The sequence below is a fragment of the Pseudoduganella sp. RAF19 genome (genome assembly GCF_052114165.1).
Taxonomy (GTDB): Bacteria; Pseudomonadota; Gammaproteobacteria; order Burkholderiales; family Burkholderiaceae_D; genus Rugamonas.
This window is the reverse complement of sequence record NZ_JBFREF010000005.1, coordinates 340,443-361,924: the sequence shown is the minus strand read 5'-3', so window position 1 is coordinate 361,924 and position 21,482 is coordinate 340,443. Positions and strand designations below refer to the sequence as shown.

General features: G+C 61.7%; 14 protein-coding genes. 3 read left to right on the top strand and 11 right to left on the bottom strand.

Annotated elements, in window-relative coordinates; translation table 11 throughout:
• Positions 1-18: 18 nt before the first annotated feature.
• Positions 19-2,013, bottom strand: a complete 1,995-nt coding sequence (tkt, locus tag AB4Z19_RS14915; protein ID WP_442028751.1) for a transketolase — start codon at positions 2,011-2,013, stop codon at positions 19-21.
• Positions 2,014-2,142: 129 nt separating this feature from the next.
• Here tkt and AB4Z19_RS14910 point away from each other — a divergent pair, with 129 nt between their 5' ends.
• A complete protein-coding gene (locus tag AB4Z19_RS14910; protein ID WP_442028750.1) occupies positions 2,143-2,868 on the top strand; it encodes a 16S rRNA (uracil(1498)-N(3))-methyltransferase in 726 nt (241 codons plus the stop codon).
• 113 nt (positions 2,869-2,981) lie between these two features.
• Here AB4Z19_RS14910 and AB4Z19_RS14905 read toward each other — a convergent pair whose 3' ends face one another.
• Positions 2,982-5,822, bottom strand: a complete 2,841-nt coding sequence (locus AB4Z19_RS14905; RefSeq protein WP_442035526.1) for a TonB-dependent receptor — start codon at positions 5,820-5,822, stop codon at positions 2,982-2,984.
• A 618-nt stretch (positions 5,823-6,440) separates the two neighbouring features.
• On the opposite strand from AB4Z19_RS14905, the gene AB4Z19_RS14900 reads away from it, so the two are divergent.
• The gene (locus tag AB4Z19_RS14900; protein WP_442027786.1) at positions 6,441-8,069 is read left to right on the top strand and encodes an NAD(P)/FAD-dependent oxidoreductase; all 1,629 of its coding nucleotides are present in this window, start codon (positions 6,441-6,443) and stop codon (positions 8,067-8,069) included.
• On the opposite strand, the gene AB4Z19_RS14895 is transcribed toward AB4Z19_RS14900, so the two are convergent.
• The 7 genes from AB4Z19_RS14895 to glnA form a co-directional block, all read right to left on the bottom strand.
• Positions 8,023-9,396, bottom strand: coding sequence for a sensor histidine kinase (locus AB4Z19_RS14895; protein ID WP_442027787.1), 1,374 nt, complete (start codon positions 9,394-9,396; stop codon positions 8,023-8,025). The genes AB4Z19_RS14900 and AB4Z19_RS14895 overlap by 47 nt on opposite strands.
• Positions 9,393-10,937: a DUF3369 domain-containing protein gene (locus AB4Z19_RS14890; protein WP_442035525.1), complete on the bottom strand. Its 1,545-nt coding sequence runs from the start codon at positions 10,935-10,937 to the stop codon at positions 9,393-9,395. The genes AB4Z19_RS14895 and AB4Z19_RS14890 overlap by 4 nt, the downstream gene beginning before the upstream one ends.
• Positions 10,938-10,979: 42 nt before the next feature.
• Complete coding sequence (gene corA / locus AB4Z19_RS14885) at positions 10,980-11,948, bottom strand: magnesium/cobalt transporter CorA (protein WP_442029592.1); 969 nt, start codon at positions 11,946-11,948, stop codon at positions 10,980-10,982.
• Between the two features lie 62 nt (positions 11,949-12,010).
• Entirely contained in the window at positions 12,011-13,492 is a 1,482-nt protein-coding gene (ntrC, locus tag AB4Z19_RS14880) for a nitrogen regulation protein NR(I) (protein WP_442035524.1), read from the bottom strand.
• 34 nt (positions 13,493-13,526) lie between these two features.
• Positions 13,527-14,639: a nitrogen regulation protein NR(II) gene (gene glnL / locus AB4Z19_RS14875; protein WP_442029140.1), complete on the bottom strand. Its 1,113-nt coding sequence runs from the start codon at positions 14,637-14,639 to the stop codon at positions 13,527-13,529.
• Positions 14,636-15,118: a DUF4124 domain-containing protein gene (locus tag AB4Z19_RS14870; RefSeq protein ID WP_442029139.1), complete on the bottom strand. Its 483-nt coding sequence runs from the start codon at positions 15,116-15,118 to the stop codon at positions 14,636-14,638. Before AB4Z19_RS14870 ends, glnL begins: the two co-directional genes overlap by 4 nt.
• 97 nt (positions 15,119-15,215) lie before the next feature.
• Positions 15,216-16,631 carry a type I glutamate--ammonia ligase gene (gene glnA / locus AB4Z19_RS14865; protein WP_442027001.1) on the bottom strand — a complete coding sequence of 472 codons (1,416 nt, stop codon included), beginning with the start codon at positions 16,629-16,631 and terminating at the stop codon, positions 15,216-15,218.
• A 220-nt stretch (positions 16,632-16,851) separates the two neighbouring features.
• Between glnA and AB4Z19_RS14860 the strand changes: the two genes are divergently transcribed.
• Positions 16,852-17,307, top strand: a complete 456-nt coding sequence (locus AB4Z19_RS14860; RefSeq protein WP_442027000.1) for a rhodanese-like domain-containing protein — start codon at positions 16,852-16,854, stop codon at positions 17,305-17,307.
• Positions 17,308-17,376: 69 nt separating this feature from the next.
• Here AB4Z19_RS14860 and AB4Z19_RS14855 read toward each other — a convergent pair whose 3' ends face one another.
• Both AB4Z19_RS14855 and AB4Z19_RS14850 read right to left on the bottom strand, forming a co-directional pair.
• Positions 17,377-19,866, bottom strand: coding sequence for a TonB-dependent receptor plug domain-containing protein (locus AB4Z19_RS14855; protein WP_442026999.1), 2,490 nt, complete (start codon positions 19,864-19,866; stop codon positions 17,377-17,379).
• Between the two features lie 208 nt (positions 19,867-20,074).
• Complete coding sequence (locus AB4Z19_RS14850; RefSeq protein ID WP_442026998.1) at positions 20,075-21,400, bottom strand: TAXI family TRAP transporter solute-binding subunit; 1,326 nt, start codon at positions 21,398-21,400, stop codon at positions 20,075-20,077.
• Positions 21,401-21,482 lie beyond the last annotated feature (82 nt).

The following is a 21,482-nucleotide window of genomic DNA, read 5'->3' as shown; positions in this document are numbered from 1 at the left end:
AGGCCCGCCTTACTCTTCTTAGGCCAGAACAGACTTAACTTTGGCAACCACGTTCTCGACAGTGAAGCCGAAGTGCTTGAACAGCACGCCAGCTGGGGCGGATTCGCCGAACGAGTCGATACCGACCACGGCGCCTTCCAGACCCACATACTTGTACCAGAAATCGGTCACGCCCGCTTCGATCGCTACGCGTGGGGTGCCCTTGGTCAGCACGGATGCCTTGTAGGCAGCGTCCTGGCGGTCGAACACGTCGGTGGACGGCATCGACACAACACGTACCGGGGTGCCGGCTGCTTTCAGTTCGGCAGCGGCTTTCATTGCCAGTTCCACTTCGGAACCGGTAGCGATCAGGATGGCTTTCGCGCCCGGCTCGTCGGCCAGCACGTAGCCGCCGCGCGCGATGTCGGCCACCGCTTGTGCGCTGCGCTCCATGAACGGCAGGTTCTGGCGCGAGAAGATCAGGGTGGCAGGACCGTCGGCACGCTTCACCGCCTCGCCCCATGCAACCATGGATTCGACGGTGTCGGCCGGACGCCAGTTGTCCAGGTTCGGGATCAGGCGCAGTGCGGACACGTGCTCAACCGACTGGTGGGTCGGGCCGTCTTCGCCCAGGCCGATGGAGTCGTGGGTGAACACGAAGATCGAACGCTGCTTCATCAGTGCAGCCATACGCAGGGCGTTGCGGCTGTAGTCGGAGAAGGTCAGGAAGGTGGCGCCGAACGGGATGTAGCCGCCGTGCAGGGCCACGCCATTCATGATCGCGGACATGCCGAACTCGCGCACACCGTAGTTGATGTGGTTGCCAGGCTGGCCGGAACGCACTGGAACGATTTCCTTCCAGTTGGTCAGATTGGAACCGGTCAGGTCGGCGGAGCCGCCCAGGAACTCCGGCATGATCGGCGCCAGGGCCTGGATCGCGTTCTGCGATGCCTTACGGGTCGCGATGGTTTCTTTCTTTTCCACGCAAGCGGCGATGGCGGCTTGCAGGGTGGCGTCGAAGCTGGCCGGCAGATCGCCTGCCATACGGCGCTTCAGTTCAGCTGCTTCAGTCGGGTACTGGGCAGCGTACTTGTTGAACATTTCCAGCCATTCGTTTTCGAAGGCCGCGCCCTGTTCCTTGAAGCTCCAGGCTTCGGCCACGTCGGACGGAATATCGAAAGGCTCGGCGCCCCAGCTGATGTACTCGCGTACTGCGGCCACTTCCTTCTCGCCCAGTGCCGCACCGTGCACCTTGTCGCCGCCTTGCAGGTTTGGCGAGCCCTTGCCGATGATGGTCTTGCAGCAGACCAGGGTTGGCTTGTCGGACTTCTTGGCAGCGGCGATGGCAGCGGAAACGGCCGCCACGTCGTGGCCGTCCACGTTGCGGATCACATTCCAGCCGTACGACTCGAAGCGCTTCGGCGTATCGTCGGTGAACCAGCCTTCCACTTTACCGTCGATGGAGATGCCGTTGTCGTCGTACAGGGCGATCAGCTTCTTCAGGCCCAGAGTACCGGCCAGCGAGCACACCTCGTGCGAGATGCCTTCCATCAGGCAGCCGTCGCCGATGAAGGCGTAGGTGTAGTGGTCGACCACGTCGAAGCCCGGCTTGTTGAATTCGTTTGCCAGCAGCCACTCAGCCAGCGCCATGCCGACCGCGTTCGCAATACCCTGGCCCAGCGGACCGGTGGTGGTTTCCACGCCTGGGGTGATGTCGACTTCCGGGTGGCCCGGGGTCTTGGAGTGCAGCTGACGGAAGTTCTTGATCTCGTCCATCGACAGGTCGTAGCCGCTCAGATGCAGCAGCGCGTAGTGCAGCATCGAGCCGTGGCCGTTCGACAGCAGGAAGCGGTCGCGGTTCGGCCAGGCCGGGTTGGACGGGTTGTGGCGGTGGTGGCCGCTCCACAGGGCCACTGCGATTTCAGCCATGCCCATTGGCATACCTGGGTGGCCGGAATTGGCCTTCTGAACAGCATCCATTGCCAGCGCGCGGATCGCATTGGCCATCTTGGTGAAGGGGAGCGTAGGTTTCATCGTGGTGATTCGAGGAATGGTTGGAATTTTCATGCGCTGCGGCAGCGGGCCGCCACTGAACCCAATATTTTACCAGAGCGTGACATCAACGCTTAAAATTAGTGCATTTTCAAGCTTTTACCCATCCATATGCCCCGTTTTTTCGTTTCCCAGCCCCTGGCCGTCGGCCAGCATCTCGATCTGCCACAGGAAGTCGCCCACCACGTGAATGTGGTGCGCATGGCGCCGGGCGAGACGCTGACCCTGTTTAATGGCGAGGGTGGCGAGTACACGGCGGTGCTGACCGATGTCCAGAAAAAGCGCGCTTCGGCCGAAGTGAAGGTGTTCACACCGCGCGAAGTGGAGCTGCCTTACGCCATCACGCTGGCGCAGGCTCTGCCGGAGGGCTCGAAAATGGACTGGATCATCGAAAAGGCCGTGGAACTGGGCGTGGCGTCCGTGCAGCCGCTGGCGGCGCGGCGCTGCGTGGTGCGGCTGTCGTCGGAGCGGGCCGAGAAAAAGCTGGCGCACTGGCAGGGCGTGATCGTGTCGGCTTCCGAGCAGAGCGGACGCAACCGGCTGGCCCAGCTGGCCGAGCCGCTGGAATTCCGCGACTGGATTGGCCAGCAGGATTTGCACAAACGTGTGCTGCTGTCGCCGCGCGCCACCGAATCGCTGGCGGACTGGGCACGCCATCAGCCGCCACAGGCGCTGACCATCATGGTGGGGCCGGAGGGCGGTTTTTCGGATGAGGAGGAAGCGGAAGCCTTGCGCCGCGGCGCCCTGCCCTTGTCGATCGGCCCGCGCGTGCTGCGCACCGAAACGGCGGCGCTGGCGGCCGTGACCGTGCTGAACGCGGCCTGGGGCGGCATGTAAACCCACGGCGTAACCCAGGTGGCTGCCACGATGTGGCAGCCACCCGCCTTCTGCCTCGGGTTTTAAAAAAAAGGGACGCCGAGGCGTCCCTTTTTGCTGGCTGAAGCCTTCGATTAGAAGGTGTAGTTCAGGCCCAGGTTGAAGTAGCGGCCAACAGCGCCTGCCTGGTGCAGGGATGCGTTGTACGCGGTCAGGGTACCAGCATTGCCGTAGGTAGCTACGTCGATTGGTGGCTGACGGTCGAACAGGTTCAGGATCGAGCCCTTCAGAGTCAGGTTCTTGCTCAGCTTGTACGTTACGTTCAGGTCGGTAGACATGAACGAAGAGGTCTTGCAGTAAGAAACCGGGTTCTTGTTGTTCAGGTTGAAGAAGTAGTTACGGCCACCCACGCCAGCTGCAACGTCGGCGCAATCGGTCACGTCAAGCGACGGGTCCAGGTTGGAGTAAGAACCAATCCAGTTGAACGTGGTGGTCACGCCCAGTGGGCCCTTGTCCCAGCCCAGGGTCAGCTGAGCACGGTTTTTCGGGTTACCGGTGTCGCCAGACACCACGGATGGGCCGTGGGTACCAGCCAGTTCATACTTGGTGCCAGCCGACTCGATCTCGTAGGAGATCAGGTGGTTGAAGGTGAACTGTGCTTTCGCGGTGCCCATATCGCCCAGCTTCAGGCGGTAGTTCATGTCGATCTCAACACCGCTGGTGCTGGTGGTGCCGGAGTTCACGTAACCGGAGGTTGCGTAAGTGATCTGGCCGACCGATGGAACGCCCACGTGGGTGGTGCCGTCGCCGTTCGAGATATCCAGTGCCTGTGGAGCAGCACGGAAGAAGCTAGGCACGAAGCCTGGCAGACCGGATGCAGTGTTGATCTGGTTCTTCACGTCGATCTTGTAGTAATCCACAGTCGAGCTGAAGGCCGGGATTGGCTGCAGGATCAGGCCGAAGGTGTACGACTTCGACTTCTCTGGGCTCAGGTTTGGCGTGGTCACCTGGACGAAGGTCGGTGCAATACCGCAAGCGGAAGGGACGTTACCAGCGGTCTTAGGGTTGCCATCCTTACACAGGATCGGGTCATTGATCGCGTTGAAGGTGAAGATCGACGATGCGGTGCCCACTTCAGCTGCGTTCGGAGCGCGGAAGCCACGAGCGAAGGTACCGCGAACGGCAACTTGCGGCATCACAGTCCACTTGAACTTGGCGCCTGGGGTCCAGGAATTGCCGTAGGTGTCGTAGTGGTCGAAGCGGGTCGAAGCGCTGACTTCAACGTTCTTGATCGGCAGGGCCGACAGTTCGGCGAACACAGCGGTGTCGGTTTCGCGGCCGGATGCGAAGGCAGCACCGTTACCCACAGCGCCCAGAGCCAGCTGGCTTGGAGGCGGAGCGTTCAGGTCCTTACGGGTCCAGCTGCTACCCAGTGCCAGGGCCAGCGGGCCGCCTGGCAGTTGAGCCAGTTCACGCGAAGCGTGCACTTCGGCGTACTTCAGGGTCTCTTCCGAGGTGTTGCTGAAGTGCGGCGCGATCGCGTCCATATCCGCCTGGGAATTGCCGCCCAGGATGTTGAATGGGTTGGTCGCACGGTTCAGGGCGGTGTACAGGGCGAAACGGTTCACGTAGCCGCTGTAGTCGATCTCGGTCTTGACCTTGGAGTAGCCCAGGCCACCAGCGATATCCCAGCCCATGAAGGTACCGGTCAGGTCAGCTGCGAAACGGGTCGAGGTCGCGGTGTTGTCCTGGGTACGCTGTGGGTCTTGCTGTGGCAGGTAGCCGTACAGACGGGCAGGAGCGCCCAGCTTGTTCAGGTACCAGTTAGCAGGCATCACGGTGCTGCCGTAGGCGTTAACCAGGGCAGGCGCCTGGCCAGGAACCAGGGAGATGTTACCAACGAAGGAAGTCGGCGAAGTGGTCAGGCCCAGGCCGCGGTTGTTCTCGCTTTCGCGCTTGAACATGGAGGCCTTCAGTGCCAGTTTCCAGTCTTCGTTCAGCTGCTTGGTGAAGCCAGCCAGCAGGTTCACATTGTGCGAAGCAGGCTGGATGTTCGACACGGTATCCTGCACAGCGCAACCACCAGCGCGGTACTTGGCGAAGTCGCAGTTGGAGGTCAGGAACTGGTAGGAAGCCGGGTTGTCACGGCCGGTTGCCGGGTTGTACAGGAACGGGGTGTTGGCAGCCACCAGGAAGTTGTTCTGTACGTTCGGTACGCCTGGGTTCAGGTTGATACCGCCGCGGCTGGTCCAGTCGCCATTGGCCCACTCGAAGTTGCTGCGATCAGCAATCTTGATGGCGTCGGCGTGACGGTATTCCAGGGCTGCGAAGGCGTTGTAGCCGTCGTTGTTCAGATCACCGAAACCGTGGGTCAGGGACACGTGGTAGTTCTTGCCACCGCCGTGCTGGGTGTTGCCGCCGTCAACCTTGATATTGGTGCCGTTGAAGGTCTTCTTCAGGATGATGTTGACCACGCCGGACACAGCGTCCGAGCCGTACAGCGAAGATGCGCCGTCTTTCAGCACTTCGATACGCTCAACTGCGTCGAACGGGATCGAAGACACGTCCACGAACTGGCGCTGGCCGTCGTCGGACAGTGGGTATGGAGCCATGCGGTGGCCGTCGATCAGCACCAGGGTCAGGCCCACGGTCAGACCGCGCAGCGAGACGCCGGCGCCGCCGTTGGCGAACGCGCCTGCGAAGCCGGTGCCCAGGGCGCCCTGGCCGTTGGCGGTCAGGTTGCTCAGCACTTCAGCGATGGAAGTCTGGCCAGACTTGGCGATGTCGTCAGCAGTCAGAACCTGCACTGGCGACGGGGTTTCTTTGTCGGCACGGCTGATCAGGGAGCCGGTAACGACAACACGCTGCACGTCGCCGCCTTGCTGCTGCTGCGCCATCGCAGGCATTGCAGCAAGCACTGCAGCGCCGCCGAACGCAACTGCCAGCGAACGAACGAGAATAGTCTTTTTCAACATTATGGTTCCTAAAGTAAGCATGCAGTAGGGAAGAAGCTTGGGTAAAAACTCACTCTTACTCACGCCTTCTACAGCATTGATTTTGTTGTCCCAACTAAAACCAAGAAACACTTGTGACGCTTTGTGGGCGACCACTCGAAACTAATATTCATCAATTAGTTTCAGCTTGGCATAAGACCATATTAAAAGCGGCTATGTCAACGCAACTCCCGTCGCGTATGAGGAAAAAACAACAATTCCTGCGCGTTAAAATTGGCAGAAATAATTAAGCGCAGAAGAACGCAGAAGCGGGGAATTCGCCAGAAATTGCCGCAGCGCGGCATTATTACCTAAATAAATAAAGTTATTATTTTTAGGGGCGAGAAAATATTATCCCGGGCATTGCGAGATAATACAGGCGCGGACTTAATAACTCCGCGTGGGGAGAAAAACCAGAAGTAAGGCTGTACTTCAAATGTCAACTATTACACCCTTCTTATCAGTTGTACAGCGAAAATTTGTATCAGATCGGCCTTCTCCCCCTTCTGGCAGGCTCAGCGTTGCGTTTATACAACCGGGGAAAGCAGGTAAAATGGCGGATTGGGCCCGTTGCGCGCCCCACTAAGTAGAGAGAACACCATGCTGCGATTGAACGAAGTCAAGCTTCCCCTGAACCATACCGACGCCGAACTGAAGCAGGCCATCCTGGAGCGCCTGCACATCGATGAGGCAACCCTGCTCGGCTTCACCATCCACAAGCGCAGCTATGACGCGCGCAAAAAAGCGCACATCAGTCTGATCTACTCGCTGGACCTCGAAACCAGCGACGACGCCGGCATCCTGCAGCGCCGCAAGCACGACGCCCACCTGATGCCCTCGCCGGACATGGAATATAAATTCGTGGCCCAGGGCGTCAATGCCGATGGGAAACAGCCGCGCCCGGTGGTGATCGGCATGGGTCCCTGCGGTCTGTTTGCCGCCCTGATCCTGGCCCAGATGGGTCTGCGCCCGATCATCCTGGAGCGCGGCAAGACCGTCCGTGAGCGTACCAAGGACACCTTCGGTTTCTGGCGCAAGCGCGAACTGAATCCGGAATCGAATGTGCAGTACGGTGAAGGCGGTGCCGGCACGTTCTCGGATGGCAAGCTGTATTCCCAGATCAAGGACCCCAAACATTACGGCCGCAAAGTGCTGACCGAGTTCGTGAAGGCGGGCGCGCCGGAAGAAATCCTGTACGTCAGCAAGCCGCACATCGGCACTTTCCGTCTGGTAAAGATGGTGGAAGCCATGCGCGAGGAAATCCAGGCCCTGGGCGGCGAGATCCGCTTCGAGCAGCGCGTGGCCGATTTTGACATTGAAGAGAAAAACGGCCAGCGCCAGATGCGCGGCCTGAAGCTGGCCAGCGGCGAGTACATCGCCACCAACCACGTGGTGCTGGCAATCGGCCACAGCTCGCGCGACACTTTCGAACAACTGTACGAACGCGGGGTCTATATTGAAGCGAAGCCGTTCTCCATCGGCTTCCGCGTCGAACACCCGCAATCGCTGATCGACACCTGCCGCTTCGGCCCGAACGCCGGCCACCCGATCCTGGGCGCCGCCGACTACAAGCTGGTGCACCATGCCAGCAATGGCCGCGCCGTGTACAGCTTCTGCATGTGCCCGGGCGGCACCGTGGTGGCCGCGGCATCCGAGCCGGGCCGCGTGGTCACCAACGGCATGAGCCAGTATTCGCGCGCCGAACGCAACGCCAACTCGGCCATCGTGGTCAGCATCTCGCCGGAGCAGGATTACCCGGGCCATCCGCTGGCGGGTATCGCTTTCCAGCGCGAGCTGGAGGAAAAGGCCTACGTGCTGGGCGGCTCCAACTACGACGCGCCAGGCCAGCTGATGGGCGACTTCGTGGCGGGCCGCGCCTCGACCCAGTTCGGTTCCGTGGTCCCCTCCTTCAAGCCGGCCGTGCATCTGACCGACCTGGCGCGCATTCTGCCGGACTACGCCACCGAAGCCCTGCGCGAAGCCTTCCCGGCTTTCGACAAGCAGATCAAAGGCTACTTCAAGGAAGACGCCGTGCTGACCGGCCTGGAAACCCGCACCTCCTCGCCGATCCGTATCAAGCGCAACGACGGCGACTTGCAAAGCCTGAACACGCGCGGCCTGTTCCCGGCCGGCGAAGGCGCCGGCTATGCGGGCGGCATCCTGTCCGCCGGTGTGGATGGCATCAAGGTGGCGGAAGCGCTTGCCCTGTCGATGGCAGGCCAGCTTTAATTTCCATCGGCAGTTTCAAGGTGAAGGTGCTGCCTGCGCCTTCGCCGCTCTTCACCTCGATCTGCCCGCCCATCTGATGCACGATGGTGTAAACAATGTGCAGTCCCAGCCCTGAACCGCCCTGCCCGCGCTTGGTGGTAAAGAAGGGTTCAAAAATCCGCTCGCGCACGCTGGACGACATGCCCGCGCCGTCGTCGGCAAATTCCATCAGCAGGCTCTCGCCATCGCACCAGGCACGCACCCTCACTTCGCCGCCCGTGCCGTCTGGGTAGGCATGGCGGGCTGCGTTCATCAACAGATTGGACAGCACTTGCGAGAACTTCCCCGGCGGCAGCCGCGGACGCAGCATGCCGTCGATCTCCAGCGCGACCTTGATGCCCGCCTTGCGCAGTTCCGGACTGTGCGCCGACACCACGCCCTGCACATAGTCATGCAGCGCCAGCGTGCTGACATGCTCGGTGCCCTGGTCCACCGCCAGCTGCTTGAAGTTGCCGATCAATTCCGCCGCGCGGTGCAGATTGGACTCGATCAGGGCTGCCGCGTCGTTCAGGCGCGCGGCGATGTTGACCAGATCGGAGCGGCTGACCTTGGGCGCGGCCAGCGAAGACACCAGCTGGTCGGTGTAGCTGCTCATGGCCGATGCGGCAGTCAGCGCCACCCCTACCGGCGTATTCACTTCATGCGCTACGCCCGCTACCAGCGCGCCCAGTGCCGCCAGCTTTTCCTGCTCGACCAGGCTGGCCTGGGCCGCGCGCAAAGCCTCGGTACGCTGCAGGACTTTCTCCTCCAGCGAAGCTTCCCTGTCCTGGTGCTGCAACTCGGCTGCCGCGCGCGCGGCAAAGATCGACAATAGCGACAGCGCCAGCAGGCGCTTGTTTTCATCGATTGGTTTGGTATCGATGGCCGACAGGATGCCCAGCGTCCTGCCCTCTGTGTCCACCATGGGCATGCCGACATAACTCTCGGCCGCCATGTCCACCAGCAGTGTATCGAGGGGATAGTCCTGCTGGATGCCACTGGCGTGGAAGCACATGGTCTGGCAAGTCACATCCTGGCAAGGCGTGTGCTGGAGACTGTATTCCATATTGGGCGCGAAGTCCTGCCCACCCCACACCGCGAGCGTGCGAATGCCTTCGGCGCCGTCGAAAGGAATCACGCGGCCCACGATCACATACGTTACATCCAGCGCCTGGGCCATATCGTGCACCAGCACGCGGAAGAACTCTTCGCCACGCGCACGCGCCGTGGCCGCCGTGATGGAACGCAGCGCCGCTTCGGCGATGATCCGCGCATCGGCCGGCGTGTACAGCGGCGTATCGGCGCTCATCGCTGTTCTCCTTGCTGATAAAGGCTGCGCAGAAAGTCGCGCCGCGAAAGCAGCACTTGTGCAATGGCGGGATCAAAACGGCGGCCGCCATCGCAGGCCACTTCGCCCAGCGCTTCATCCAGCGTATGCGGACCGCGCCAGGGACGCGGACTCACCATGGAATCGACAAAATCGGCCAGCGTCGTAATGCGGGCGGGAAGACTGATCTGCGCTCCGCCCAACTGGCAGGGATAGCCCTTGCCGTCCCAGCGCTCGTGGTGCTCGCGTGCGATGCGGGCCGCCAGCTGCAGCACCGGCTGTTCGGAGCGCGCCAGCATGGCGGCGCCGGATTCGGGGTGCACACGCATCTGCTCCCACTGCTTTGCGTCCAGCGGACCGGGATGATGCAGGATGGCGTCCGGCACGCAGCAATGACCGACGTCATGCAGCGGCGCGGCCTGGCGCAGCTGGCGCACCGCTGCCTGCGGCATCTCCAACGCCTCGCCCAGCATGGCGGCGATGATGCCGACGCGTTCGGCGCTATTGCCCTGCTTCGGAGAGCGCGTTTCGATCGCCTCGCCGAGGATCGCGACCAGCGCAGACTGCGTGGCGGCCAATTCCTCCCGCTGCAGCAGTTTCTCGTAAGTGATCGCCACATTGGCCGCAAACAGCGACAGCAGCTCGCGCTCCTCTCCTGCCACCGGTTCGGCAAAGTCCATGTAGAGGAAGCACTCATTGCCTTCGCGGGTGCGGTAGTAGCAAGCGTAGTAGTTCTCGCCGTAATGGTCCTGCTGCTCGATCATGCAGCGCGTGAAGGCATCGCGTACAGCAGGCGGCAAATGGTCCAGGGTTTCCTGCGGCGCCAGGTCGGCGTAGGCGGCGGTGGCGGCCAGCACCTGCAGGCGTCCGTTCTGCTGGGCGGCAGCGTAGGCATTCAGGCGGCTGGCGCACACGCCCTGCCCTTCGTGTCCCAGCACGGCAGCTGCCTGCTCCAGTACCGCGGACGCGAAATGACGCAGATTGTCGGAATCGCAGACCTGGGTGATGGCGTCCACGGAACGGCGCAGGCCAGCGCGGGCACGCTCCAGGCGCATCAGGTCGCGGTAGGCGCCCAGGCCGGCATAGAACACGGCACTGAGCTTGGCGTGCGTCAGTTCGGTCTTTTCGCGGTAATCGTTTATATCATATCCGCGCAATACCACGGCTTGCGGCGCCTGGCCCGGCTGGCCGGTACGCAGCACGATGCGCGCCAGAGGATCGCCCAGTTCTTCGCGGATGTAGCGCACCAGATCCAGCCCTGCGTGTTCGCTCTCCATGACGACGTCGAGCAGGATCAGGGCAAACTGGCCGGGACGGGTGTAGATGCTGCGCGCCTGGGCGCCGGAATAGGCGTGGGTGAAGTGGACCGGGCGGCCCTCGAAGCTGAAGTCGCCCATGACCAGGCCGGTAACCTGGTGTACGGCTTCTTCATCGTCCACCACCAGGATTTCCCACGGCGAAGGCGCGGCACCGGCAGCAGGCGCCGCGGCATCCTCCTCGAACAGCATTTCGTCATCGACCATGCCGCCTCTCCCGCAGATTGGGCTTTATTGCCGATTATATATCTATAGCCAGCCGGCGCGGCGGAATCTGCGGTAGACGTAGATGCATGTTGCGAACATGACGCCAAGCGCCGACGGGTAGCCCCAGCGCCAGTCCAGTTCCGGCATGTTCTTGAAGTTCATGCCCCAGATGCCGGCAAAGGCTGTCAGCACCGCGAAAATGGCGGCCCATGCCGCCAGGCGCTTGTTGACCTCGCCCTCTTCCAGCGCCACCATGGAGAGATTGACCTGGATGGCAGTGCCGATGGTGTCGCGGATGGTATCGAGAATGCCATTGATGCGGTACAGGTGGTCATGCACATCGCGGAAGTATTCCTGGCTATTCATGCACACCGCAGGCACACGCCCGCCATGCAGCTTGCCGATGGCGTCCAGCAGCGGCGCCACGCAGTGCCGCATCAGCATGACCTTGCGCTTCAGGGCATACAGGCGCTGGATGCTGTCGCGCTGCGAACCGCGGATGAAGATGCGCTCCTCGATCTGCTCCAGTTCCAGCTCGAAGGTATCGACAATCGGGAAGTAGCGGTCGACCACCGCGTCCATCAGGGCGTACAGCACGAAGCCCGAGCCTTGCTTGAGCAGATGCGGTTCGTGTTCGGCGCGGGCCCGCACGCCGAGGAAGTCCTTGGCGCTGCCCTGACGGTTGGACAGCACGAAATTCGGCCCGACGAAGATATCGACTTCGCCCACAGCCAGTTCATCGTCTTCGGTGAGCTCCAGCATCTTCACCACCACGAACAGGGAATCGCCGTACTCTTCAATCTTGGGCCGCTGATGGCCGCGCAGGGCGTCTTCCACCGCCAGTTCGTGCAAGCCGAATTCGACCCGCATGATTTGCAGTTCTTCGAAACTGGCGTCGCGCAGGGCGACCCACACAAACGTATCCTGGCGGGCGACGTATTCGCTGATGTCCTCTACCGGGATGTCAGCCAGCTTGCGGCCTTCCTCGTAGGCGACACAATTAATCAGCATGGTTTCTCACAATAAAAAAGCTCCGGGGTGTGCAACCCGGAGCTTACCCGAAAACCTGCTGGTCAGTCGTCCTTGGCGCCGTCGATGCCCAGTTCCGCAATCTTGCGGGTGATGGTGTTGCGGCCGATGCCGAGGCGGATCGCCGCATCGTTCTTGCGGCCGTGGGTGTATTTCAGCGCGGTGCGGATCAGCGCCGATTCGAACTGGCGGCCCAGCACGGCCATCACTTCCTGCTGGCCGGAGGACAGCATGCCGGCCGCCTGCAGCTCCAGCAGACTAAGCCAGCCATCCGGCGACGGCGGCGTACGATCGGCCTGGGCATGCACCACGGTGCCGTGATGCTGGGGCATGACGTTTTCGGCGGCGGCCGTTGCGGCAGGCTGGGCGCCGCGTTCCTCGGTCAGCTCCAGCGGCAGGTCTTTCACTTCCACCGTCTGCCCCGGCGCCATCACGGTGATCCAGTTGCACAGGTTTTCCAGCTGGCGCACATTGCCCGGCAATTCCAGGCTTTGCAGGAAGGTCAGGGTGGCATCGCTCATGCGCTTGGCTTCCACGCCCAGCTGTTTGGCGCTCTGCACCAAAAAGTGACGCACCAGAATGGGGATATCCTCACGGCGCTCCCTCAAACTGGGCAGACGCAGGCGAATCACGTTCAGGCGGTGATACAAGTCCTCGCGGAACAGGCCGTCGCGCACGCGCTGCTCCAGATTCTGGTGCGTCGCCGTAATCACGCGCACATTGGCCTTCAAAGGCTGGTGGCCGCCGACGCGGTAGAAGTGGCCATCCGACAGTACGCGCAGCAGGCGCGTTTGCAAGTCAAACGGCATGTCGCCGATTTCATCGAGGAACAGCGTGCCGCCCTCGGCTTGCTCAAAGCGGCCGCGGCGCGTGGTCTGCGCGCCGGTGAAGGCGCCGCGCTCATGGCCGAACAGTTCCGATTCCAGCAAGTCCTTTGGAATGGCGGCCGTGTTGATGGCGATGAAGGGTTGCGAAGCGCGCGGGCTGTGCTTGTGCAGGGCACGCGCCACCAGTTCCTTACCGGTGCCGGATTCGCCCGTAATCAGCACCGTCACGTTCGATTGCGACAGGCGGCCAATGGCGCGGAATACTTCCTGCATCGCCGGCGCCTGGCCCAGGATTTCGGGCGTATCGGCGGGGCCGGATTCCACATTCGCTTCGCGCAGGCTTTCCTCCAGCGCGCGGCGGATCAGCTCCACCGCCTTGTCGATATCGAATGGCTTGGCCAGGTATTCAAAAGCCCCGCCCTGGAATGCGGCCACGGCCGAATCGAGGTCGGAGAAAGCGGTAATGATGATGACCGGCAGGCCGGGATGGCGCTGTTTGACCAGGGTCAGCAAGTCGAGGCCGGAATCGCCCGGCATGCGGATGTCCGACACCAGCACTTGCGGCGTCTCGCTTTCGAGCGCGGCAATGGCATCGCGTGCGTTGGCAAAGCTGCGGGTCGCGAGGTTTTCCCGCGCCAGCGCCTTTTCCAGAACCCAGCGGATCGATTCGTCGTCGTCAACTATCCAGATTGGTTTCATGTAGCTGTGATTCTCCGCATATCACGCCCCTCGCTTATGGCAGGGGCAACAAAATCCTGAAGTCCGTCATTCCCGCCCGGCTTTCGCACTCGATTACGCCGAGGTGCTGCTGTACGAAAGTCTGGGCCAGGGTCAGGCCCAGTCCGCTTCCACCATCCCTGCCCGACACCAGCGGGTAGAAGATCCGGTCGCGGATGGCCGGAGGAATGCCCGGTCCGTTGTCGATGATATGCAAATCTAATGCCAGGTTATAACGCACCTTGGCCATGGTGACTTGACGCGCCACCCGCGTCTTGAAAACGATCTCCGCATCGCCCGCTTCGATGCGACCGGCCAGGGCCTGGGCCGCGTTGTGGGCGATGTTGAGGACGGTCTGGATCAGCTGTTCCTTGTCGCCGCGGAACTCCGGCAGCGAAGCGTCGTAGTCGCGCTGAATCTTCAGGCCATTCGGGAATTCGGCCAGCATCAGACTGCGCACGCGCTCCAGCACTTCGTGGATATTGACGTCGCCTACGATGTGCGGGCGACGGTGCGGCGCCAGCAGGCGGTCCACCAGCGTCTGCAGGCGGTCCGCTTCCTTGATGATGACCTGGGTGTATTCGCGCAGCTGCGTCAGGTGCAGCGGCGGCAGTTCCATTTCCAGCAGTTGCGCCGCGCCGCGGATGCCGCCCAGCGGATTCTTGATTTCATGGGCCAGGTTGCGGATCAGCTCCTTGTTGACCTGGCTCTGGTCCAGCAGGCGCTCTTCGCGGTCCTGCTTCATTTGCTGCACGGTTTCGCGCAGCTCGATCAGCACCGTGTCGCCCGGTTCTTCCAGCGCGCTGGCGATCACGTGCACATGCAGCGGTTCACGGCCGTGACGTTCCAGCACCAGTTCCTGCCGCACATCGGAGAACTTGTGCTCGCGCGCCTGCGCCACGATATGTTCGAGTTCTTCGGGATTGCTGAACTGGCCGCCCAGCTGCTGGCGCGACAGGGCCTTGACCGAAGATTCGAGCAAGTTTTCCGCCGCCGCGTTGGCGAAGGTGATGTGGCCCTGGCCGTCCACCAGCACGACGGCCGATGCCAGCAAGTCCAGACCGGCGAGCGCCTGCGGCCGCGCCATGGCGGCTGCCGCGCGCGCGGCGATATTGCTCACGATGCTCATTTGATGTTGGCGATTTCCCGCTTCAACGCTTCCACATTCTGTTCCGAACGGGCGATGCTGTCCTTCATCGTGGCCACCCGTTCCAGGTACTTGGCGTAATTGCGCTCGTCGCCACGGCGTTCCGGCTCACCGTTGTTGAACTCCTTGCGCAGCTCGGCCAGCTTTTTCGTTTCGGAGTTGAGTTCGTCGGTCAGGATAGCCTTGCGGTCCGCATCGCGGGCCTTCTGCTCGGCGCTGTCCACGCGCGGGAAATTACCCGGGCTGGCAACAGGCGTCACCGGACGCGGCCGCGCGGCACCCTGAGGTGCGGCAATTGAAGCGGGCGGCAGATCCAGCGCCTTGCAGTTGCTCCCCTTGCGGGAATCCGTCAGTTCCTTATGGCCGTCGGCATCGGTGCACAGATAGATTTGCTGCGCCTGTGCCGCGCCACTCAAGGCAATCAGGGCCAGGCCCTGTAAAACGAGAGTGCGAGTTTTCATGCCCCGACTATACAACATCCGAAAAAAAACGCGAGGAAAGCAAAGCCAACCTCGCGTTTAGTTGTCGGCGGATTAATGCTCCGCCGTGTCCCGGCAATTACAGGGAGTAGTACATGTCGAATTCCACCGGATGGGTGGTCATGCGCATGCGAGTCACTTCCTGCATCTTCAGCTCGATGTAAGCGTCGATCATGGTGTCGGTGAAGACGCCGCCGCGGGTCAGGAACTCGCGGTCCTTGTTCAGATGATCCAGCGCTTCTTCCAGCGACGCGCAGACGGTCGGGATCAGTGCATCTTCTTCCGGTGGCAGGTGGTACAGGTCTTTGGACGCTGCTTCGCCTGGGTGAATCTTGTTCTGCACGCCGTCCAGACCGGCCATCATCAGTGCCGCGAAGCACAGGTATGGGTTAGCCAGTGGGTCCGGGAAACGGGTCTCGATGCGGCGGCCTTTCGGGTTCGCCACGTGCGGGATACGGATCGATGCGGAACGGTTACGCGCCGAGTAAGCCAGCTTCACCGGTGCTTCGAAGCCAGGAACCAGACGCTTGTAGGAGTTGGTGCCTGGGTTGGTGATCGCGTTCAGTGCCTTGGCGTGCTTGATGATGCCGCCGATGTAGTACAGGGCGAAGTCGGACAGGCCAGCATAGCCGTCGCCGGCGAACAGGTTCTTGCCGTCTTTCCAGATCGACTGGTGCACGTGCATGCCGGAACCGTTGTCGCCAACGATAGGCTTAGGCATGAAGGTAGCGGTCTTGCCGTAGCTGTGGGCCACGTTCCAGACCACGTATTTCAGGTTCTGGGTCCAGTCGGCGCGCTCAACCAGGGTCGAGAACTTGGTGCCGATTTCGTTCTGGCCGGCGCCAGCCACTTCGTGGTGGTGCACTTCGACCGGGATGCCCATGGATTCGAGGATCAGGCACATTTCGGAGCGCATGTCCTGGAAGGAGTCGACTGGAGGCACTGGGAAGTAGCCGCCCTTCACGGTTGGACGGTGGCCGGAGTTGCCGCCTTCGATGTCCTTGTCGGTCGACCAGGAAGCTTCGTCGGAGTCCACTTTCACCATGGCGCCGGACATGTCGATCTTCCACTTCACGGAGTCGAAGATGAAGAATTCTGGCTCCGGGCCGAAGTAGGCGGTATCGCCCAGGCCGGAGGACTTCAGGTAGGCTTCAGCGCGCTTGGCGATGGAGCGTGGATCGCGGTCATAGCCCTTGCCGTCGGATGGCTCGATCACGTCGCACTGCATGAACAGCGTGGTCTCTTCCATGAACGGATCGATATTGGCAGTGTTCGGGTCCGGCAGCAGGATCATGTCGGAGGCTTCAATGCCTTTCCAGCCAGCGATCGAAGAACCGTCGAAGGCGTGGCCCGACTCAAATTTGTCGATGTCGAAGTGGGAAACTGGCACGGTTACGTGCTGTTCCTTGCCACGGGTATCGGCGAAACGGAAGTCCACGAACTTGACTTCGTGATCTGCTACCATCTTCAGAACGTCTGCGGCGGTCATTGCCATTGCATATCTCCTAAGTGAATAAACTGCCGCGCGCTAGGCTGCGGCAAAAGCTGATGGTACATTAAGCAGAAATCGTGCCAAGCACTCCCCTGCGGTTGAGCCAAAGATGTGCGCACCACCGCGGTGCATTTGCGATATTTTGCACTTCTTTGGTGCGAAATTGGGCGATTAGCTGAAAACGCATCATTGCGGTGCATGCCATCATAAAGGAAAACTAACTATGAGTTCCACCTCTGACATCCTGGACCGGGCACGCGAACGATCGCCCGGCGGCTATGCTGGTGCCGTCACGCCACAGGAGGCTTTTGCCCTGATTCAGGGCGATTCCTCGGTCAAGCTGATCGATGTGCGCACCAATGCCGAGCGCGACTGGGTTGGCCGTGTGAATATTCCCGCCGGCCAGCATGGCGCGGTGCAGTGGAGTTTGTATCCGGGCGGAACGCCGAATCCGGAATTCCTGGCCCAGCTGGCGGCCCAGGCGGGCAAGAACGAGGTGCTGCTGTTCCTGTGCCGCTCCGGCGTGCGCTCGCGCCATTCGGCCAAACTGGCGACCGAAAATGGCTATGCCGAGTGCTACGACATTCTGGAAGGCTTTGAAGGGGACAAGGATGCGGAAGGCCACCGCAAGCAGGTAGGCGGCTGGTGCAAGGCCGGCTTGCCGTGGACCGGCGCCTGATTTAGAACCCAAGGCAGAAACCTGGTGGCAGGCACATCGTGCCTGCCACCTGTTTTACGCCCTTGGTTCTTACAGCGAGTACGTCAATCGTGCGTAGATGAAGCGGCCGGAACGGCCGAACGGCGAGTAGTTACCGAACGGTGCGTTACCCGTTGCATTCAGCACAGCCGGATACGCATCCGGATACTGGTCGAACAAGTTCTCCGCACCCACAGCAGCGCTGAGGTTCTTGGTGATCTTGTAGCGGCCTTCCAGATCCACCAGGGTCTTGGCGCCCAGGGTGAAGTCCAGCGCTGCGGTGGTGCCCGGTTGCAGCACCGAACCGTAGCGCGTGGCGCGCAGGGTTGCGCCCCACGGACCCAGCGACCAGTTGCCGCTTGCCGTGAACTTGGTCTTCGGCGTACCGCGCTCAAAGGTCAGCACGTTGATGCGGTCGAACAGTACCGGCGCAGGATTCAGCGCAGCCAGCTGCGCGGTCACCGGCGTCTTGGTCACTTCGGTCTTGGTGTAGTTGCCGGCCAGGGTCAGGTCGAATTTGCCTGCCGTGCCTGCATTCCATGGGTAGTTGCCGACCACGTCCACACCGCGGGTCGTGGTGTTCACGCCGTTGATGAAGAAGCGGCCGCCGCCCACACCGATGAAGCCCAGGCTGGTCAGGTAGTTACGCACATTGGTCTGGGTCAGGTTCTCGGACAGCACGATGCGGTCGCGGATCTTGATCTGGAAGGCGTCGACCGTGATGCTGGCCTTGCCCAGCTTGCTCACTGCACCCAGCGAGAAGTTGGTCGACTTCTCGGCGTCCAGCGGCTTCGCACCCAGCGCCACCGCAGCCGCTGCAGTCGGCTTGAAGGTGGTGATGTCGTACGGTACGCCGTTGATGAAGTTGGTCGCCGTCGAGGTGAAGTTCTGCTGCTGCGGCGACGGTGCGCGGAAGCCGTTCTGTACCGACCCGCGCAGAGCGAATGCCGGCGTGAAGTTATAACGGCCCGCGACCTTGCCGGACCAGTTATTGCCGAAGTCCGTGTAGTGCTCGCCGCGCACGGCAGCGGAGGCCAGGAACTCCTTGGTCACATTGGCTTCCACGTCCGCATACAGCGAGTAAGCGCGGCGGCTGGTATCCGATTCGTCGGCCGGACGGAAGCCAGGGAAGACCTGGGAGCCCGACGGTGCCGGCGTGCCGTTAGCCAGCAGCACACCGCCGTTGCGCCAGGAATCCGGCTCGCCTGCATGCAGCTTGTACGCTTCGTTGCGCGCTTCGGCGCCGATCGCCACGTTCAGCGGCGATGCCAGGCCCACTTCGAACTGGCGCACGGCCGACAGGTTGGCCACGGTCTGGTCATACGAAAAACCACCGGCATCGAAGTCGGTCTTGCTGGACGGGCCGAGCGAGCGGTTCAGCGTGTTCTCGATCTCGAAGTCCATCTTGTTCTTGCCGTAGACGATGGATGCATCCATGTCCCAGTCGGCGAAGTTCCACGAGATGCCCAGCGCCGCGCTGTAGTCCTTCACGTTTGGCGCGATGATCGGCAGGTAGCCATCCGGATAGATGCTGATGATGTTCTGGTCCTGCACGGCGCGGCGGAAGAAGCCGGCGGAACGCGCATCGCGGTTCTGGTAGCTCAGCCAGCCATACAGCTTGGTGCTGCCGCTCAGGTTATAGCCCGCGTTGGCGAACACGGTGGACTGGTGCAGCTCAGGCTCGCCATACCAGGCGTTGAAGCGATTGATGGTTTTCTCGCGCGGATCGAAGGCGCCGTTCACCAGCGGGTATTGCTGGCGGGTGTCCCAGCCGCCACGCTCGGTGTGGCTCTGGTTTTTCTGTTCGGCGGACACGGTCAGGAAACCGTCTTCGCCCAGTTCCAGGCCTTTCCATACGCTGGCGGTAAAGGTGCCGCCGTCGACGCGGTGGCGCGAATTGGTGCTGGTATCCCAGGTGGCGCCAGCCGGGCCGGGAATCGGCGTGAACTCGTAGTCGGTGTCGCGCTTGCCGTAGCTGATGGTGCCCTCGCCGCCTTTCTTGTCGTCGCGCAGGCGGATGTTGACCACGCCGGCAATCGCGTCCGAACCGTATTGGGCGGATGCGCCGTCGCGCAGCACCTCGATGCTCTTCACCATAGCGGTCGGAATGGTGTTCAGGTCGACCGCAGCGGAGCCGCGGCCGATGGTGCCATTCAGGTTCACCAGCGAGGAGGTGTGGCGGCGCTTGGAGTTCACCAGCACCAGGGTCTGATCCGGCGCCAGGCCACGCAGGGTAGCTGGGCGGATGGTGTCCGTGCCGTCAGCCAGGCCGGGGCGCGGGAAGTTCAGCGATGGCAGGGCAACAGACAAAGCCTGCGAGATTTCCGGCACGCCGGTGTTCTTCAGGGTTTCAGCGTTGATGACGTCAACCGGCGCCGTCGTGTCGAGCACGGTGCGGTTCGAAACGCGGGTACCGGTCACGACCACGGTGCTGACATTGTCTTCAGCCGGGGCCTGGGTTTGCGCCATCGCGGCGCCGGTGGCAAACAGGGTGGCAATGCTTACTGCAAGAACGTGTTTTCTTGGTGCGGCAATACTCATAATTAACCCTCTGATGTGATGGTATTTGAAAGGACGATTGCTGCTTTCTATCCCTTGGGGTCTTTCTATTGAAGACCTACCAAATATCATTGGGTCAACCTGACTGTTTAGTCAACAAAATCGCGTGTAATTGAAGTAATCTTCCTTAAGATACAACACTTGCCTAGACAAATCGCCAACTTTTCTACGTAATGTTACGTAGGGCGGATCATCGATCCGCCGCGCCGGCAATACGTTGGCGCACGAAGTTGATATGACTGCGCAGGCCGTAGAATTCATCCGCAAACGACAGCGGCACCGACAGCCGGTTGACGCGGTCCTCGATATCGTTGAGCCGCTTCAGTTGCTGCTCGCTGACTTCCTTGCGCTTTTCGTCCGGCGCATCATCCAGCGCCTGTTCCACCCGGCGCAGCTGGCCGTACCAGCGATACACGCGCGAGCGGATGCGCCACACATACAGCGGCGGCACGATCTTCGACAGCGGCAGAATCAGCGCACCCAGCGCCACCACCAGCACCCACATGCGGTCGAAGAAAGTCGCCAGCCAGAAGTTCATATAGCGCTGCAGGAAAGGCGGGCCGTCCTTGTAGAACTTGGCCGCTTCGCGCGCCACCGGAATCTCGGTGTAGCGCGGCGAAGGGAATTCGCCCTGCTTCTGGAACCACCCTGCCCCGCCGTGAATTTGGGCGGCGGCTTCCACGAACAACTCGATCAGCGCAGGATGCAGATCCTCGCGCGCCACCAGCGTGGCAGTCGGCGCTATCAGCTGGTAGTCGCGGGACGGCAGGTCGCGGCCCAGGTCCACAATGCCGCGCGGCAGCGTGACGTGGGTGAGGAAAGGCAGGCGGCGCGTATAGGCTTCGGCCTGGGTGAAGTCGAACAACTGGATGCCGGGCGTTTGCAGCAGCATCTGGATCAGGGGATCGTCCGGCGCGGCGGCGAATACCAGGCCGTCGATGCGGCCTTCCAGCAGTTCCACCGTGGCGGGCGTGTTTTCCAGGTTGCTGACCTGGAGATCGGCCGGCGTCAGGCCGTTGACGTCCAGCACCTGGCGGAACAGGCGCGGCGTGCCGCTGCCTTTGGCGCCGAGATTGATCTTGAGGCCCTTGAGCTGGGTGAGCGAGGTGACGGGCTTTTTCTGTTCGCGCATGAACAGCCAGACCGGTTCCGTAAACAGACTGCCCAGGGAAATCAGGCCTTTGCGCTCGGCCTCGACTTCGTTGGTGGAGCCGCTTTGGACGAAGGCGATATCCACCTTGCCTTCGTTCAGGCGGCGCAGGTTTTCGCCCGAACCGTGCGAGGTTTGCAGGGTCACGGCGATGCCGTGCTTTTTCATGGCGGCCTGGTATTTGCGGCCGATGTTTTCGTAGGCGCTGTTTTCCTGGCCACTGCCCAGACTCACCTGCCGTGGCGGGGCGGGGTCGATGATCAGGTACGCTGCGATCAGCGCTGCGGCGATGACGATGATGGTGGGCGTTGCGGTGGCAAACAGGTCACGCAGCGAGAAGCGCGTGAAGGCGAGGATTTTGGACATGTGGCGCATTGGGTTCATGGTGCGTAAGCTTAACACCCAAACCACCAGCGCAAACCTGGTGGCTGCCACATCGTGGCAGCCA